Source organism: Sphingomonas sp. Leaf67 (assembly GCF_001421965.1).
In the GTDB taxonomy this organism is placed as follows: domain Bacteria; phylum Pseudomonadota; class Alphaproteobacteria; order Sphingomonadales; family Sphingomonadaceae; genus Sphingomonas.
The window spans coordinates 92,106-107,111 of sequence record NZ_LMLP01000003.1 but is presented as its reverse complement, the minus strand read 5'-3'; the positions used below and the strand labels follow the sequence as shown (position 1 = coordinate 107,111).

The window sequence follows — 15,006 nt, the reverse complement described above, 5'->3', positions numbered from 1 at the left end:
CCGACGCTTCTCGACTTCGCTCGCAGCGGATCGAACCGAACGGGTTTGGGGGCAGAGGTGCCAACCTCTACCGCCCGATCAAGTCCCCATAGAGCGCACGATAGGACCCGATGATCGTCGGGTGATCGTAATCGCGCAGCACCCGGCGGCGCATCGCCTCTCCCATTTCCCAGCGTACCGCCGGTTCGCCGGCGATGGCGCAGATGCCCGCCGCGGTCGCCTGCGGATTGACCAGCGGCGTGACGATGCCGCCATGGCCGGGATCGTGGGCCCCACGCCCCTCGATCATCTCGCGGCAACTGCCGACATCGGGGGCGACGACCGGGATGCCGCACGCCCCCCCTTCCAATATCACCAGCGGTTGCGCTTCGGACAGGCTGGTCAGCACCAGCAGATCGATGCGGTTCATCCAATCCTCGATCCGCACCCGCCCGGCGAAATGCAGGACATCGTTCAGCCCGAGATCGGCGACCAGCTGGTTGCATTCGGCGGCATATTCGCGGTCTTCGTCCTCCGGCCCCAGCACGACGAAGCGCAGATGCGGTTTCTGCACATGGGCGATGGCGCAGGCGCGGACGAAGGTCTTGATATCCTTGATCGGCACCACCCGCCCGAGCAGCGCCACCAGCGGATGGTCGGGATCGCGAGCATCGGCGAGGTGCGAGAAACGCCGGGCGTCGATGCCGTTGGGGATCACCCGCACCCGGTCGGTCGCCGCGCCCAGTCGCCGCTGCACCGCATTGTTGTCGCCGTACAGCGCGACGATCGGATCGCAGGCATCGTAACAGGCACTGGCATAGCTGGTGAAGGCGCGCACCCACAGGTCGCGCAGGTCGTTGACCGTGCGGTCCATGGCGAGGCCGGTATCGACCTGATCGCCGATCCATTCGGCCATCATCACCTCGATCTGGCGTTCGAGCAGATAGATGCCATGTTCGGTGATGAAGCCGGGCCGGCCGCTGACCTGTGCCGCACGCGCCGCCAGCAGGCCGGCGAACCCGGTAGAGATGGTGTGATAGGCGCGCGCTTTGGGCAATGGCGCGGTCAGCACCGCGAGCAGCCCGCCGAGCAGCACCCGCATCGCCCAGAAATAATGGTGGAACGACGCCTTGGGCAACAGCGCCTGATAATGACGGCGCAACCGCGCGAACGTCGCGGGATGGGCGAGGATATCGCCGGGCGTCAGCGGGCGTCCGACGCCGTCGATCAGCGCGATCAGCGTGCCGAGCGTCCCCGCCCCGCCCCCGTCGACGAAGTCGATCAACGCATCGGCGATCGCCACCGCCTGCCCCGCCGGATAGCCGCGCGGCATCGTCGCTTCGGGAGCCAGCGCGATCTCGACCAGTTCGACGACATTGTCGGGCGGGGTCAGCTGCATCGCGAGCGGGGCCGAGGATGGCTTGATCGCGACGATGGCGAAGCGGATTTCGGGCAGGTGGGTGATCAGGTCCTGCAACCACCCCGATACGCCGCCGACGACGTAAGGATACGCCCCCTCGACGATCAGGCAGATATCGGCGGGCGGGCCGGGGTTGATCCGCGCGTTCACGCCCGATGCCCGATCGTCTGTCCGCGCCACCATCCGGTCGCACGGGCGACGCGATCGTGTGGGCCGGCATCGACCGGCACCTGTTCGACGATCGCGTCGATCGCGGCATAGTCGCCCGCCGCCCACAGCGCCTCGATCCGGGTCGGGTCGAGCGGCTCGTCGCCGATCAGGCCGAGCGCGTCGGCGCGCAGATGCGCCCGCTGCGTATCGGACAACAGCACGTTGCCGCGCGCATGGTCGGCGAGCATCGCCGCCAGCGCCGCATCGCGTTCCGGTCCGCTCGCCGATTCGAGCGCGGCGCGCCCGGTCGCCAGATTCTGCACGATGCGCGCCGATGCGGCGGCGGCGAGCGCGCGGATCGTCTGATCGCCATCGGTCAGCGCCAGCGCGATCAACGGCGAGAGCGACGGCTGAAACGAGCGCACCACCGTTTCCAGCGCGCGCCGCCGTTCGGCGACCTGTCCGTGGCGCATGATCGTGACCAGCGAATGCAACGCGTCGGGGTCGGCATGGAGCACGCGGCCGTCGAGCATCCGCGCGATGGTCAGGCTGGCCCCGCGCTGCGCCTTAGCCGACCGGACGACCGGTTCGGGCAGCGGGGCCGGCGGACGATCGTCGTCGGGCAGCGTGCGGCTCGCCCATTCGCCCGCCAGCAACGCCGCCGGCGCAATCATGCCGAAGACGATCGCGCTGAACCGCAATGCGCGACCGCCGCGCAGCCGCAGCACGATCGCGACGATCGAACAACCGATATGGGCGAGCAGCAACACGGGGCCGGGCCAGACCGGCGCCGAAGCCAGCATCGCCACGTCGGCCACCGCCAGCGCGACGATCGCGCGCATCATGCGACCTTTCCGGGCGATCGGACCGCCAGCATCGCGGGGCGACGCGGTTCGTCGATCAGCAGCGGCACCAGCCAGCGACAGATTTCGGTCAGTTCGGCCAGCAGATGCGCGCCCAGCGCCTCGAACGGCAGGTCGTGCAGCACCAGCATTCCGACCACGCGGTCGCCATCGCCGGTCAGCGGCAGGGCGGCGACGCCGACCCCGACCAGCGCGGCACGATCCGACGCCCGGCCGACATGGATCGCATCGCCGCGCCGCGCCATCAGCAGGAGTGGCGGCGGCAGCGTGTCGGCCCGCGCCTGTGCGGCGTCGCCGCGCAACCATGCCCGCGCCTCGTCACCGACCACCCGGTAACAGGTGAAGTCGCGGGTGTGCGCGGCGAGCGCGATCAGCGCCACCATGGCGGCACGGCGTTCGGCCGGATCGACATCGCCCAGACGCGCGGCGGTGGCGATGACATGGCCGATGCTGCGGTCATCGGTCGCGACCTGCACCTGCAACGCGCGGTTGGTATGGACCAGACGGTGGAACGCTTCGGTCAGCCGGACGACGTTGCGCCGCGCGGTATTCTTGGTCCGTTCGAGCCGGACGAGCCGCTGGGCGCGCACCATCGTCACCTCGCCGATCGCCACCGCCGCCATGAACCACAGCAGCGGCGGCAGCGACAGGTGCAGCAGGTGATCGAGATAATCGCGCTCGACGCCCGGTTCGTGTCCGATCGCCAGCCACAGTCCGCTGGCGATGCCCGCCGCCGCCAGCGCGGGAAAGGTGCCATAGGCCAGCGCCATGACCACCACCGGCAGCCAGAGCGGATTGGGATCGACGCCGGTAAAGGCCGTGCCGCCCAGCAGCAGCCGGTCGAGCGCGATCAGCACCCCGAAGCCCGCCGCCAGTTCCATGGCAATGCGCAGCGACCGGTGACGTCCTGCGCTCACCGCCCGTTCCCCAGGCCGCGCGTCACGCCCGCGCGCGCGAACATCTGTTGCCCGGCAAAGCCCGGCCGCGTGACCGAGCTGATCCCGCCGCTCCCCTCGACCCGCCAGGCGGTGCCGATCGGCAGCGCGAGGCCGAGGCTGGCATTGGGGCCGTCGCCGCCGAAGCGGTCGACCGTCCATCCGGCGAGGCCGGTCAGCTGCACTTCGCCGATCGCGCCGCTCACCAGCCCCTGCACCGTGTGGTTTTCGCGCGTCGCGAAATCGATTCCGCCGCGCAGTCGCTGCACATATTCGGCCTCCATCCGATAGGTCAGGCCGAAGGCGAAGCCGCCGCGCCGCCGGATATAGTCGAGCCCGCCGGCCAGGGTGATCGTGTCGACCGCCCCACCCTCGCCCGCAATGCCATAGCGATTGCCGCCGACATCGACCTGCCCCACCAGCCCCGGCGCGATGCGATAGGTGGCTCCTGCGGAAACGCGCGACAGCCAGCCATCGTCGATCGCCTGTTCGCGGGTCGAATAATCGGGCTGATGCAGCGTCAGCCCGGCGCGCCACTGTCCCTCCGCCGAGCCGGCGGCATAGCGCACGCCGCCGCCGGTGACGCCGCTGTCGAGCGCCCCGGCCAGCACCGCCTGCATCCGTGCCTCATCGCCGACGCGGACGGTGGCACCGGCTTCGGCAACGGTCGATCCGCGATGGTCGTCGCCGATGGTGCTGGCGATATGGCGCACGCCACCGCCGATCGTCGTGCGATCGGTCAGCGCGACATCGACGCGCGCGGCGCTCTCGATCTGCGACAGGTCGCTGCCGTCGCGCAGCGTCACGCTGGCCGATGCCGCGCCGGGGGCGAAGGCGGCGGCGCGCCGTGCGGTGCGGTCGGTCGCGCCGAGGCGGCGATAGAGCCGGGTCGCACCGGCGGCGTCGCCATCGGCGCTGCGGGCGTCGGCGAGGATGCGGATCACGCGCCGGTCGGCCGGATGCTGCGTCGCCAGCGTCTCCGCACGACGGCGGCCCTCGCCCGGATAGCCAGCGGCGACATCGGCCTCGATCGTCAGCAGTTGCGGGTCGAGGTCGGAGGCGTCCTGCGCCACCGCCGCGACCGGCGCGTCGTCGCCCGGCGTGAAGCCGATCGTCATGCGATTATCGCTATGCCGCCAGCGCAGGGTGCGTCCGGCGGCGGGGCGCAGCACAAGGCTGTCATCGTTCCAGCGCAGATCGCCGATCGCGTCGCCGGCGGCATCGCGAAACCGGTTGATCGCTCGGTCGTCGATCGGACGGTCGGCGCGAACGACGATCTCGCCGCCATCGCCCTCGACGCTCAGCGTCGTGCCGACAGGCCACACCAGCGGTGGATCGCCGCCCGCGACCTCGCCATCGGCAAGGATCGCCGGCGGCACGCGCAGCACCGGGCCGGCAATGCCCGCGATCAGGACCAGCGCCGCGATCATTGTTGCGACAACACCATGCGGGCACGGCCGGGCTGGCCATCGGCGATCAGCAGCCGGGCATGGAGCGCGACCAGTTGCCGGTCGTTCGGGGTCGCCTGTCGCAGGCGTTCGACCAGCGCCACCGCTTCGCGCCGACGGCCGAGCCGGTCGAGCAATTCGGCGGCGGCGCGGCTGTCGCCGGGCGTTTTGGCCAGCGCCTTTTCGAGCCATGGCCGCGCCGCGCGGTCGCCGCCGATCCGGGCCTGCGCATCGGCCATCAGCCGCAGCGCGGGCAGATCGTTGCCCTGTGTCGCCAGATAGTCGCGCAGGATCTGCACCGTGCGCGGCGCATCGCCGGCATTCCACGCGCTCCATGCCAGATCCATCCGGTCGCGCGGGGCGGCGATGCCGGTCGCGACGCGGGCACGAAGCAGCGCGGCGAGCTGGGCCGGGTCGGGCCTGCGCGGCATCGCGTCGCCCGCCGCGCGCACCGCATCGGCGGACAGCGCGCGTCCGTCGAACAGCCGGGCCAGCACCGTGCGCCCGGCGGAATCGTCCCCCGTCGCCTGCGCGAGCCGCAACCGTTCGAGCAGCACCGGCGTGCGATCGGCCAGCGGATGGCGCGCGAGGAACGCGGCCGCATCGCCCGGCCGGTCGCGATCGGCATAGGCAGCGATCCAGTCGAGCTGCTGCGCCGGCGCGCCGCTCAGGGTACGCTGGCGTAGCCATGCGACGTCGCTCTGGCGGGGGCGCGGACCGAGCAGATAAAGCAGCCGGCGCGCCGCCGGACCGTCGGGGCCGCTCTGCCCGACCGCCGCCGCCAGCACGCCGACCGCATCGTCGCGTGCCCCCGCCGCCAGCAATTGCTCGGCGATCGGCAGCGGATCGGTGCCCGGCACCTGCGCGCGGGCAAGCAGCATCTGCCGCAGCCCCGCCCGGTCGCCGGCACGGGTCAGGATCGCTTCGCGCGCGGCATCGCGCTGATCGCCGGGCAGCAGCCCCGCCGCCGCCAGCGCCGCGCGCTGGTCGCCTGCCGCCTGCGCGACGCGGATCGCAAGCCACGGATCACCGGCGCGCCAGTCGCTGCCGACCCGGGCGAGCCGCGCGATCCACGCCCCCTGCCCCGCCCGTTCCAACCGGCGGGCAAGGTCGAGCGACAGCGCGACGTCGGGTCGCGGGATCGCGCCGCGTTCGGCGGCGGCGACCAGCAGGTCGGGCCGTTCGAGCGTATAGGCGGCGGCGACGATCGCCGGCGCCGGCACACCCCTGGCCGCTTCGAACAGCTTCGCCGCGGCATCGCGCTGCCCCGCCTCGGCCAGCAGGTCGATGCGCAGCGGCCACGTCCCGGCGACCGTGCCGTCGGGCCGTGCCGCCAGATAGGCGAGCGCCACCGTGCCGCGACCGGCGGCCTTCAGGTCATAGGCGACCTGCAGCGTCGTGACCTTCTGCCCCGCCGCCTGCAATTGCGCGGTCAGCGTGGCGAGCTCGGCGGCATCGGCGCGCTTGATCGTATCGGCCAGCGCCGGCAGCTGCGGTCCCGCCGACGGCGCGGGCGACGGGATCGGCGGCGGCAGCGCGATCGACACCGTCACCGGATGGGCGCGGCGCTCGACATGCAGGATTTCGGTCCGGCCGGGCAACAGCAGGATCGCGGCGGCCAGCGCCGCCCCGCCCGCGGCCATCGGCACGCCTATCGCCAGCCAGCGCTGGTCGCCGGCCCTCATCCGGTCGGCTCCGGCCACAACCGGTCGAGCGCCAGCGTCGAGACATAGGGCGCAAACCCCGCCGCGCGTTCGCGGGCATAGAGTTTGGCCACCGGCCCGCGATCGGCCATGTCCCAGTAGTCGAGCGTGGTCACGACCAGCGCCGGGTTGATCGCTTTGGCCGCGCGCAGCCGGTCGGCCTGCCAATGCCAGTCGCTGTCGGACAGCATGTCGTAGCGCTTGGTCGCGAAGTTCCAGCGCGACGCCATCGATTCGCCCAGCACATAATCGATCGACGGCGCGACCCGGTCGAGCAGGGCGTAGCCGCGGTTGAGCATGATCCGGATTCCGGGAAAACGTTCCCGGATCGCGACGATCAGGCGCGCGCCCGCCGCCACCATATCCTTTGCACCGAGGGGGTCCTGCCGTTCCATCGCCTCGGCATTATCCATGGTATCGATGAAGATTCCGTCATAGCCAAGTTTCAGTATTTGCGGGACGATCTGGTCCAGCACCGTCGCGGTCCATGCCGGATGGCGCAGATCGGCACGGCGCGCATCGGGCCAGTCGGGATTGGCGATGCCGAGCGCCCCGGCCCGGTCGAGCGCCGCGAAATAGGGCCGCCGCTTCTCGACCTCGCCGAGGCTGACATAGCCGAGCAGCACCGCCCCCTCGCCGCGCAACGGCGCGATGGGGCGCGGATGATGCGGTTCGAGGACCAGCAGCTGATACCGTCGGGCCAATACCGGATCGGTCGCGGGACCATAATCGACCGCCCAGCGCAGCGACGCGTCGCCGCTGGCGGGGCGCACCTGTCCCGACGTCGCGCCACGCAACCCGAGCGTCAGCCCCACCGCGCCCGCACCCAGCGCCATCGCCTGCCTGCGACCGATCACAGCCAGCGGCCGCCATGGCCGACGACCGCCGGATTGTTTCCGACGAACAACAGATAGGTCATGTTCGTGCTTGCCTCCGCGACCAGCGCGAGGCCGACGAACGCCCCCACCACTGCCCCGGCCATATAGCCCCAGCCAAAGGCCGCGAAACCGGCATCGAACTGGACGAGCGTAGCAAGCGCACTGGCGAGGGCGAAGCTGGCCCAGGTGACCAGAATGCGTCCGAACAGGTCGTAATAGGCCAGCACCACCGTCGTCGCGATCACCACGAGGTGGAACACCGCCCCCGCCGACGTCTGACGAAAGGCGAAGATCGCGCGGACGTCGGCACCGATCGCGTCGAACAACGGCACTGCCAGCACCCACGCGAAGGCGGCGATCAGCATCTGCGCCAGCACCAGCAGGCGCAGGCTGTCCCCCATCACCCGGACGACCTCGCCCCGCGCTTCCTCGATCCGCTCCAGCGTCGAGGTGCCGGTGCAGCGCGCCAACATGCTGCCGAACGCGCGGTCGAACCGGGTTTCGGTGACGATCAGCAACAGCGTCAGCCCCGGTACGATCGTCAGCAGGCCGAGGAAACTGCCCCCGTCGTTGATCGGGTTGAGCCGCAGCGCGCCGATCGCGATCCGGCTCGCCGGGCCGAACCACAAGATCCATTTGTCGATCCAGATCGCGGCGACCCCGGCAATGCCGGCCAGCGCGATGATGAGCGCAAGGCGCGGGTGCATCGCATCGCGTGTCGGCAACACCACGTCGCCCGCGAAATGGCGGCGCAGCACCAGCAGGATCGCCGCCAGCGTGAGGCCGATGCCGCCGGTCACGACCAGCAACACCCCGACCAGCTCGCGCTGCGGCCAGAGCGACAGCGTGCCCGCCGCGACGCCGGTCCCGATCAGATAGGCGACCGGCACCGCGCGATAGCGGTCGAGCGCGGTCAGCATCGGTCCCGCAATCCAGATCTGCGCCAGCCACGCGAGCGCCACGCTCGCGGCCAGCGCCTGCGCGAACGGCAATCGTCCCAGCACGCCGAACAGCAATGCCCCCGCCGCCAGCCCGATCACGCCGCCCGCCGCCAGTGCCAGCAGGACGATCCCCGGTATCCCGGCCGCGTCGCGCGCGAAAATGCGATCGGCGACCAGTCGCGTCGCGACGATACCGATCGGTGCCGCGGCCAGCGCCGACAGGCTGAACGCATAGATCAGCACGGTTTGCAGGATCATGCCGTTGGCCGACGTCAGATGCACCGCCGCCCAGCGTTCGAGCAGCCCCATCGCGACCGCGGTCATCAACCACGGCCCTGCGCTGATGACGGCACCATGCGCAGCGGCGCCGACGATACCGCCGACGCCGCCTTCGCGCGCAACCTGTGCCAGTTTGAATCCGATTCCCGCCATTCGCGCCCCCGACGACGCTTCCTAGCCCAGCAATCCCTTACAGAAAGAAATCACCCGACGTCAGAACGTGATGCCCGAACAACGCGATCGAGAAATCGGCCGACTTGCCGAAGGTCGTGCCCTCGACGACGGTGTATTCGTTGCCGCCCGACATTTCGTAGCGATAGCGAAGCTGTCCTCCGCCCGAGAAACGGCCATTTTCGCCGATGAAGGCAAATGCCTGATCGCCCCGGGCGAATATCGAGATGTTGGCGTCGATCGCCGACAGGTCGATCTTGTCCTCGCCGGCGCGGAAATCGGTGATGACGTCGCGCAGGCCGGACGAGGTGAGGGTATCGCCCTCCCGTTCGAAACGGAACACATCGCGCCCCGCCCCGCCGGTCATCACATCGCGATCGTCGCCGCCGATCAGCAGGTCGTTGCCATTGCCGCCGTCGAGAATGTCCTTGCCATCATTGCCGATCAGCGTGTCGTTGCCGTCGCCGCCGTTCAACATGTCGTTGCCATAGCCGCCGGTCAGCTGGTCGTTCCCGCCGAAACCGTTCAGGACGTCATGCCCCCAGCTGCCGTCGAGCGTATCGCCCTCGCCGGTGCCGTTCATCACGTCGTCGCGCAGCGTGCCGATCTGGTTCAGTCCGGCGACGTCCTTCACCGTCACCGACAGCAGCTGCCGGTCGGTCACGCCATTGGCGTCGGTGGCGACGACGGTGACGTCGTAGATATTGTCGCGGTTGGCATCCTGCGCGTTTTCGTAATCGGGCGCGGTGTTGAACTTCAGGACACCGGTCGTCGCGTCGATGCTGAACAACGCCCCCTCGCCACCCGGCGCGATCGAATAGCGGACGACATCGCCGTCGCGGACGTCGGGATCGGTCGCGGTGACCGTGCCGACGGTCGCGCCGTTTTCGAGGACCGTGATCGAACCGCGATCACCGCCGCCCGCCGACGTGATGGTCGGACCGCCGGTCTGCTCCTTCACATTGTTCACATAGACCCACAGCAACTGCCGCGACGTCGCGCCGAACGAGTCGGTGGCGACGACGTTCACGTCGTAGATGTTGTCGCGGTTCGAATCGCGGGCGGTTTCGAAATCGGGTGCCGCCACGAACTTCAGCACGCCGGTATCGGCGTCGATCGTGAACAGCGATCCCTCGCCGCCCGGCGCGATCGAATAGCGAATGACATCGCCGTCGCGCAGGTCGGGATCGGTCGCGGTGACCGTGCCGACCAGCGTCATATTCTCGTTCAGCGCCATGCTGCCCCAGCTGCCGCCGCCGGACGAGGTGATGACGGGACCGCCGGTCTGTTCGGTCATGTTCTTGACCGTGACATAGACCATCTGCTTGTCGACCATGCCGCGGGCGTCGGTGGCGACGACATTCACGTCATAGATATTGTTGCGATCCGAATCCTGCGGGTTTTCGAAATCGGGTGCCTTGATGAAGCTGAGCACGCCGGTCGTCGCGTCGATCGTGAACAGCGCCCCTTCGCGACCCGCTTCGATCGAATAGCGGACTCGGTCGCCTTGCGCGACATTGGCGTCGGTGGCGGTGATCGTGGCGACCGCCATGCTGTTTTCGGCCAATGCCGGCAGCCACACCGCATCGCCGCCGCCGAACGAGGTGATCGTCGGACCGACATTGACGACCTGCGTCACCTTGACGGCGTGGGTGCCGATCGTACCGATGTCGATCGTCGCGATCTCACCCACCAGCGAGTCCAGCGTGCCGCCCTCGACGGTGATCCAGTTGGTGCCCGGCGCCTTCAGGTCGATCACGACCTTGCCCTCGCCCGCCACGGTGAACGACAGGTCGCTGCCGTCGCCCGACAGCGTTTCGAGCGATGCGCGCATCGGCAGCTGGGTGATGTGGGTGACGTCGTCGGCCTTCGCGCCCATGGTGATGTCGAAGCTGCCGCCCTTGGCCGGTAGGAATAGCTTGTCGTCATTATAGGCGTACCAGCCCTTGACGCTCTGGATCACCTGCCCCGCCTTTTGCCCGTCGACATCGAGCGCGAACAGGCCGCTGCCCATCGACGACGAGACCGACGCGGTGATGGTGTTGCCGACGACGCTGCTGACGACCTGCGCCTTGTCGAACGCGTTCACGCGGTTGGCGAGATCGGCGAGCGTTACGAACTCGACGCCCTTGGCCGCTGCCGCCGCGACGAAATTGTCGAACATCGACCGGACATAGGGGCTGCCGGCGTTGGTGGGGTTGCCGTCGTTGTCGATCGCCCAGGTGGTGGGGCCGTAATCATGCCACGGCCACACGATGATCGGCGCATCGGCATTGCCGGTCAGATTGGCCAGTTCCTTGGCCCACACCGCTTCGGCTTCGGCGACGGTCTTCTTCTGGAATTCCATCAGCGAGAAATCGAACGAGGTGTTCGGCGCGATATAGACCTGGTTCGATGCGGCATTGGCCGGGTTCATATAGCCGATGGCGTTGGGATAGCCGGCACCGACGCCCGAATAGCCGCCCGACAGATATTGCACGTACTTCAGGATTTCCTGCGACGTCGCGATCTGTTCGGGCGCGCCCGGAACCGCTGCGCCGCCGACCGACACGGTCCGGCCGAGATAGTCGCTCAGCTTGGCTTCCAGCTCTGCACGGCTCTGGCCGAATTCGAACCTGATCTGTTCGTCGGTCAGCAGGTTGGTGTCGTGCGGGTGGGTATAGCTGTGGGTGCCGATCTCGTTCCCCATGTCGATCAGCTGCTTGTAATAGGGCAGCGACACTGCCCAGTCGGTCGCCTGGCCATTGGCCGGATCGTTGCCGATATTGACGTAATAGCTGCCGACGAAATTATACTTCGCCTTCCACTCGGCAAGGATCGGGATCATCTTGTCATAGATGCCCGGCGCGCCCTCTTCGGGCTTCACTTCGTCGCGTTCCTGGCTCTGGTCCATGTCGGTGCGCGACGCGAACAGGCCGGCACCGCGGGTCATCTGCAACCCGACCGACAGCCCGCCGCCATGCACCGAATAATCGATCGCCTTTTGCAGCAGGTTCTCGTCGGCCATCACCGCTTCGGACGAAAAGATCACGTTGCGACCGCCGGTCTGGGTCGCGATCGCCGCCGAATAGGTCTCGCCGTTCACGGTCGCGGTCGCGATCGTCTGCCCGGTGCCGCTCTCGCTCTTGAACGCGTTCCAGCCAACCTGCTTGTAATCATGGACGACCTGCCCGTCGGCATAGCCGTCGAGCACGAGGCCGCTCGCGTCGGTCGCCTTGATCGTCACGTCGGCGGGGAAACCGCCGGTCACGCGCGTCGCGTCGAACAACAGCTTCATGCGCGCATAGCTGTCGCCGGCCAGCGCATTGCCCGCCGCGTCGTTGGTCATGAACTCGCCCGCCGCGATCAGGCCGATGCCGTACTGCTTGGTCGCCTGTTCCAGCGTCTGCGCGATGGCGTCGACCTTGGTCGCGTCGACGTTGCGGAACGACGGGAAGATGATCGAGTCATATTTGGCGACGGTCGCGAGGCTGGTCAGATCGTCTTCGGTCAGGATGTCGAACGGAACGCCCGCCTGCATCGCCTGCGCCTGCACCGACATGAACAACTGCGAATAGGCGGTCTTGCTGAAATAGGCGTTGGCGGTGCTTTCCGACCATACGATCGCGACGCGCTGCGCCGGGTCGACGGCGAAGCCCGCATCGTTGAAGACCGTGAACGGCGGTGCGGAATAGCTGCCGGGCAGGAACACCGAATCATTGACGTCGTAGAGCGTATCGATCGCTTGCGGGTTGCCGATCGCGGCCTTGTCGACGCGGAATTCGACGGTCGAGCGATCGTCCGACCACACCGCCTGCAGGTTGGCGATCGCGGCGGCGGCACCCGGTGCGCCCTTGTACAGCGCGACCGATCCGTCGGCATCGAAATTGACGCTATATTCGGCCCCGCCGGCAAAGCCGAAAATCTGGTAGCCGGTCTGCGCGTTGCGATCGGTATTCAGCCAGACCGTCGTGTTGATCCCGACGGTGCCCGGCACCTTCAGCGCGAAGGCGAACGCGTCGCCATCGCTCCTGGCATAGATGGCATAGCCGTCCTCGAGCCCGCGATCGATACGGTCCTGTGCGCTCCAATCGCCCAGATTGCCGTCCAACATGATCGGGTTCACGCTTGCCATCTTGTCCATCCCTGTGTCGCCACCGATCCTTCGCCATGGTCCCCCGGCGGTTCGGTTGGCCGCGCTTCGCATCTGGTTGCGATCGTCGCAAGTACTTCCTGAACGGGAGGGCACTTCATCGTTCAGTCATTCGTATCAGGTCGATACGGATTGTCCGGAACCGGGACAGGATCGGATAATTTACCAACAATCCTGTGGTATTAACTATGTCAATACTCAATCAGGTTGAGTTCGCCACGGACTAAATCGTACGAAATCGACGACATGTACGCCGATACTGACCTCGATTGACGAACCGGCCGCAGCACTGGATGTCGGTCGAGGATATGCTTGCCGCAAAAGGTTAATGCCCGAACGCATGGACCCGGACGGATCGGTCGCTACTATACTGACCATGCACGATAATCTCACCGCCGATCGCCCGACCTTCGTCACCCATCTCGAATGCTCGATGACCGGGGAGCGGTATGACGCCGATACGCTCCACAATCTATCGCGGGTCGGCAAACCGTTACTGGTCCGTTACGATCTTGCAGCGGTCGGTGCGGCGCTGTCGCGCGATACGCTGGCGGCGCGCGATACCGATCTGTGGCGATGGCGCGAGTTGCTGCCGGTCCGCCATGCCGCGAACATCGTCAGCCTGGGCGAGATCGAGACGCCGCTGATCCCCATCCCCTGCGCCGGGGGCGAGCGGGTGTTGGTCAAGGACGAGGGCCGCCTGCCGACCGGCAGTTTCAAGGCGCGCGGGCTGGTGATGGCGGTGGCGATGGCCAAAGAGCTGGGCGTACGCCGCATCGCCATGCCGACCAACGGCAATGCCGGCGCGGCGCTGGCCGCCTATGCCGCGCGCTGCGGGATCGAGACGATCATCTTCTGCCCCGAAGATACGCCCGAAGTGAACGTCCGTGAGATCGCGGCGCAGGGCAGCCGGGTCTGGCGGGTCAACGGCCTGATCGACGATTGCGGGGCAATCGTCGCGAGAGGTGCTGCCGAGGGCCGCTGGTTCGACTTTTCGACGCTGAAGGAACCGTACCGGATCGAGGGCAAGAAGACGATGGGCCTCGAACTCGCCGCGCAGCTTGGCTGGCGGTTGCCCGATGCGATCTTCTACCCGACCGGCGGCGGTACCGGCCTGATCGGTATGTGGAAAGCCTTTGACGAGCTGGAGGCGCTGGGCTGGATCGGGTCGGAGCGGCCGCGCATGTATGCGGTGCAGGCCGCTGGCTGCGCACCGATCGTCCGTGCGTTCGAGGCGGGACAGGACCATGCCTATCGCTGGGAAGACGCACACACCGTCGCCGCCGGCATCCGCGTTCCGCGCGCGGTCGGCGACTTTTTGATCCTGCGCGCGGTGCGAGAGTCGGGGGGCAAGGCGCTGGCGGTGGGGGACCCGGCGATCCTGAAGGCCGTGGACGATTGCGCACGGCGCGATGGCCTGCTGCTGTGTCCCGAGGGCGGCGCGACGCTGGCGGCGTATCGGCAGGCGCTGCGCGATGGCGAGGTCGATGCCGAAGAGGACGTCGTGCTGTTCAACTGCGCGACCGGGCTGAAATACCCCCTGCCCCCCGCCGACGCGACGCTCGACCGGCATGGGGAGATCGATTTCGACCGGTTATGAGGTAATGCTACGCCGGCTATTCAGACTGGCGACCGCCGCGCGGCGGTTCGTCGAGCCGGTATGGCCGGCATGGCATGTGGACTGGGTGGTCCGTTACCATCGCCGCCGTCACGCTACACCTGTGTCCGTAGCAGCCTGTTCGTTGTCCGCCTGCTCGCCGAACAGGGCATCGTCGGCGTCCTGCGGTCGGGCATCCCGCCTGCCGACGAACGGGAACCCGCGTCCGCGTCGTTCGGATTTCGTGCAGTCGGTGGATGGGAAAGCCATACCTGGGTCGAGGCGTGCGGCTTTATCATCGATATCACCGCCGACCAGTTCGGCGATGCGCCGGTGATCGTCGTCCCGGCGCACGACCGGCGGTATGCGGCGGGCAAAGGCCCCACTGCCCTGCCCGCGCCGGAACCAAAGCCTGTCGAGGCTGTCGATATCGTCTGGCAGGCCCGGGCGTGCGGGACAGGACGGGAACATTTCGCTTCCCTTTCGCGGGCGACCGACTCATAGAATCGA

The 15,006-nt window shown here is 68.2% G+C and carries 10 protein-coding genes; 2 read left to right on the top strand and 8 right to left on the bottom strand.

From position 1 onward, the window contains the following. Window positions 1-67: 67 nt before the first annotated feature. The 8 genes from pelF to ASE90_RS06460 are packed head-to-tail and all read right to left on the bottom strand — an operon-like array spanning window position 68 to window position 12,881. Entirely contained in the window at window positions 68-1,549 is a 1,482-nt protein-coding gene (gene pelF / locus ASE90_RS06495) for a GT4 family glycosyltransferase PelF (RefSeq protein ID WP_235531694.1), read from the bottom strand. After that, window positions 1,546-2,394 (bottom strand): hypothetical protein, encoded by an 849-nt coding sequence (locus ASE90_RS06490; protein WP_055997966.1) that lies wholly within the window; start codon window positions 2,392-2,394, stop codon window positions 1,546-1,548. Before ASE90_RS06490 ends, pelF begins: the two co-directional genes overlap by 4 nt. Continuing rightward, on the bottom strand, window positions 2,391-3,329 hold the full coding sequence (locus ASE90_RS06485; protein WP_156361478.1) for a hypothetical protein: 939 nt from the start codon (window positions 3,327-3,329) through the stop codon (window positions 2,391-2,393). Before ASE90_RS06485 ends, ASE90_RS06490 begins: the two co-directional genes overlap by 4 nt. Continuing rightward, window positions 3,326-4,777 carry a hypothetical protein gene (locus tag ASE90_RS06480; protein WP_055997960.1) on the bottom strand — a complete coding sequence of 484 codons (1,452 nt, stop codon included), beginning with the start codon at window positions 4,775-4,777 and terminating at the stop codon, window positions 3,326-3,328. The genes ASE90_RS06485 and ASE90_RS06480 overlap by 4 nt, the downstream gene beginning before the upstream one ends. Further along, a complete protein-coding gene (locus ASE90_RS06475) occupies window positions 4,774-6,480 on the bottom strand; it encodes a hypothetical protein (RefSeq protein ID WP_156361477.1) in 1,707 nt (568 codons plus the stop codon). Before ASE90_RS06475 ends, ASE90_RS06480 begins: the two co-directional genes overlap by 4 nt. Beyond that, entirely contained in the window at window positions 6,477-7,355 is an 879-nt protein-coding gene (locus ASE90_RS06470) for an endo alpha-1,4 polygalactosaminidase (protein ID WP_055997953.1), read from the bottom strand. Before ASE90_RS06470 ends, ASE90_RS06475 begins: the two co-directional genes overlap by 4 nt. Further along, a complete protein-coding gene (gene pelG / locus ASE90_RS06465) occupies window positions 7,352-8,749 on the bottom strand; it encodes an exopolysaccharide Pel transporter PelG (RefSeq protein WP_055997950.1) in 1,398 nt (465 codons plus the stop codon). The genes ASE90_RS06470 and pelG overlap by 4 nt, the downstream gene beginning before the upstream one ends. A gap of 37 nt (window positions 8,750-8,786) precedes the next feature. Beyond that, window positions 8,787-12,881: a cadherin domain-containing protein gene (locus ASE90_RS06460; RefSeq protein ID WP_082449630.1), complete on the bottom strand. Its 4,095-nt coding sequence runs from the start codon at window positions 12,879-12,881 to the stop codon at window positions 8,787-8,789. 394 nt (window positions 12,882-13,275) lie between these two features. On the opposite strand from ASE90_RS06460, the gene ASE90_RS06455 reads away from it, so the two are divergent. Beyond that, window positions 13,276-14,499 (top strand): threonine synthase, encoded by a 1,224-nt coding sequence (locus tag ASE90_RS06455; RefSeq protein ID WP_055997944.1) that lies wholly within the window; start codon window positions 13,276-13,278, stop codon window positions 14,497-14,499. A gap of 69 nt (window positions 14,500-14,568) precedes the next feature. Then, complete coding sequence (locus ASE90_RS06450) at window positions 14,569-15,000, top strand: hypothetical protein (RefSeq protein ID WP_156361476.1); 432 nt, start codon at window positions 14,569-14,571, stop codon at window positions 14,998-15,000. Window positions 15,001-15,006 lie beyond the last annotated feature (6 nt).

Coding starts and splice junctions, on each gene's coding strand:
- ASE90_RS06490 (WP_055997966.1), bottom strand. CDS start 2,394: ATGATGCGCGCGATCGTCGCGCTGGCGGTGGCCGACGTGGCGATGCTG.
- ASE90_RS06455 (WP_055997944.1), top strand. CDS start 13,276: ATGCACGATAATCTCACCGCCGATCGCCCGACCTTCGTCACCCATCTC.
- pelG (WP_055997950.1), bottom strand. CDS start 8,749: ATGGCGGGAATCGGATTCAAACTGGCACAGGTTGCGCGCGAAGGCGGC.
- ASE90_RS06450 (WP_156361476.1), top strand. CDS start 14,569: ATGGCATGTGGACTGGGTGGTCCGTTACCATCGCCGCCGTCACGCTAC.
- ASE90_RS06480 (WP_055997960.1), bottom strand. CDS start 4,777: ATGATCGCGGCGCTGGTCCTGATCGCGGGCATTGCCGGCCCGGTGCTG.
- ASE90_RS06475 (WP_156361477.1), bottom strand. CDS start 6,480: ATGAGGGCCGGCGACCAGCGCTGGCTGGCGATAGGCGTGCCGATGGCC.
- ASE90_RS06460 (WP_082449630.1), bottom strand. CDS start 12,881: ATGGCAAGCGTGAACCCGATCATGTTGGACGGCAATCTGGGCGATTGG.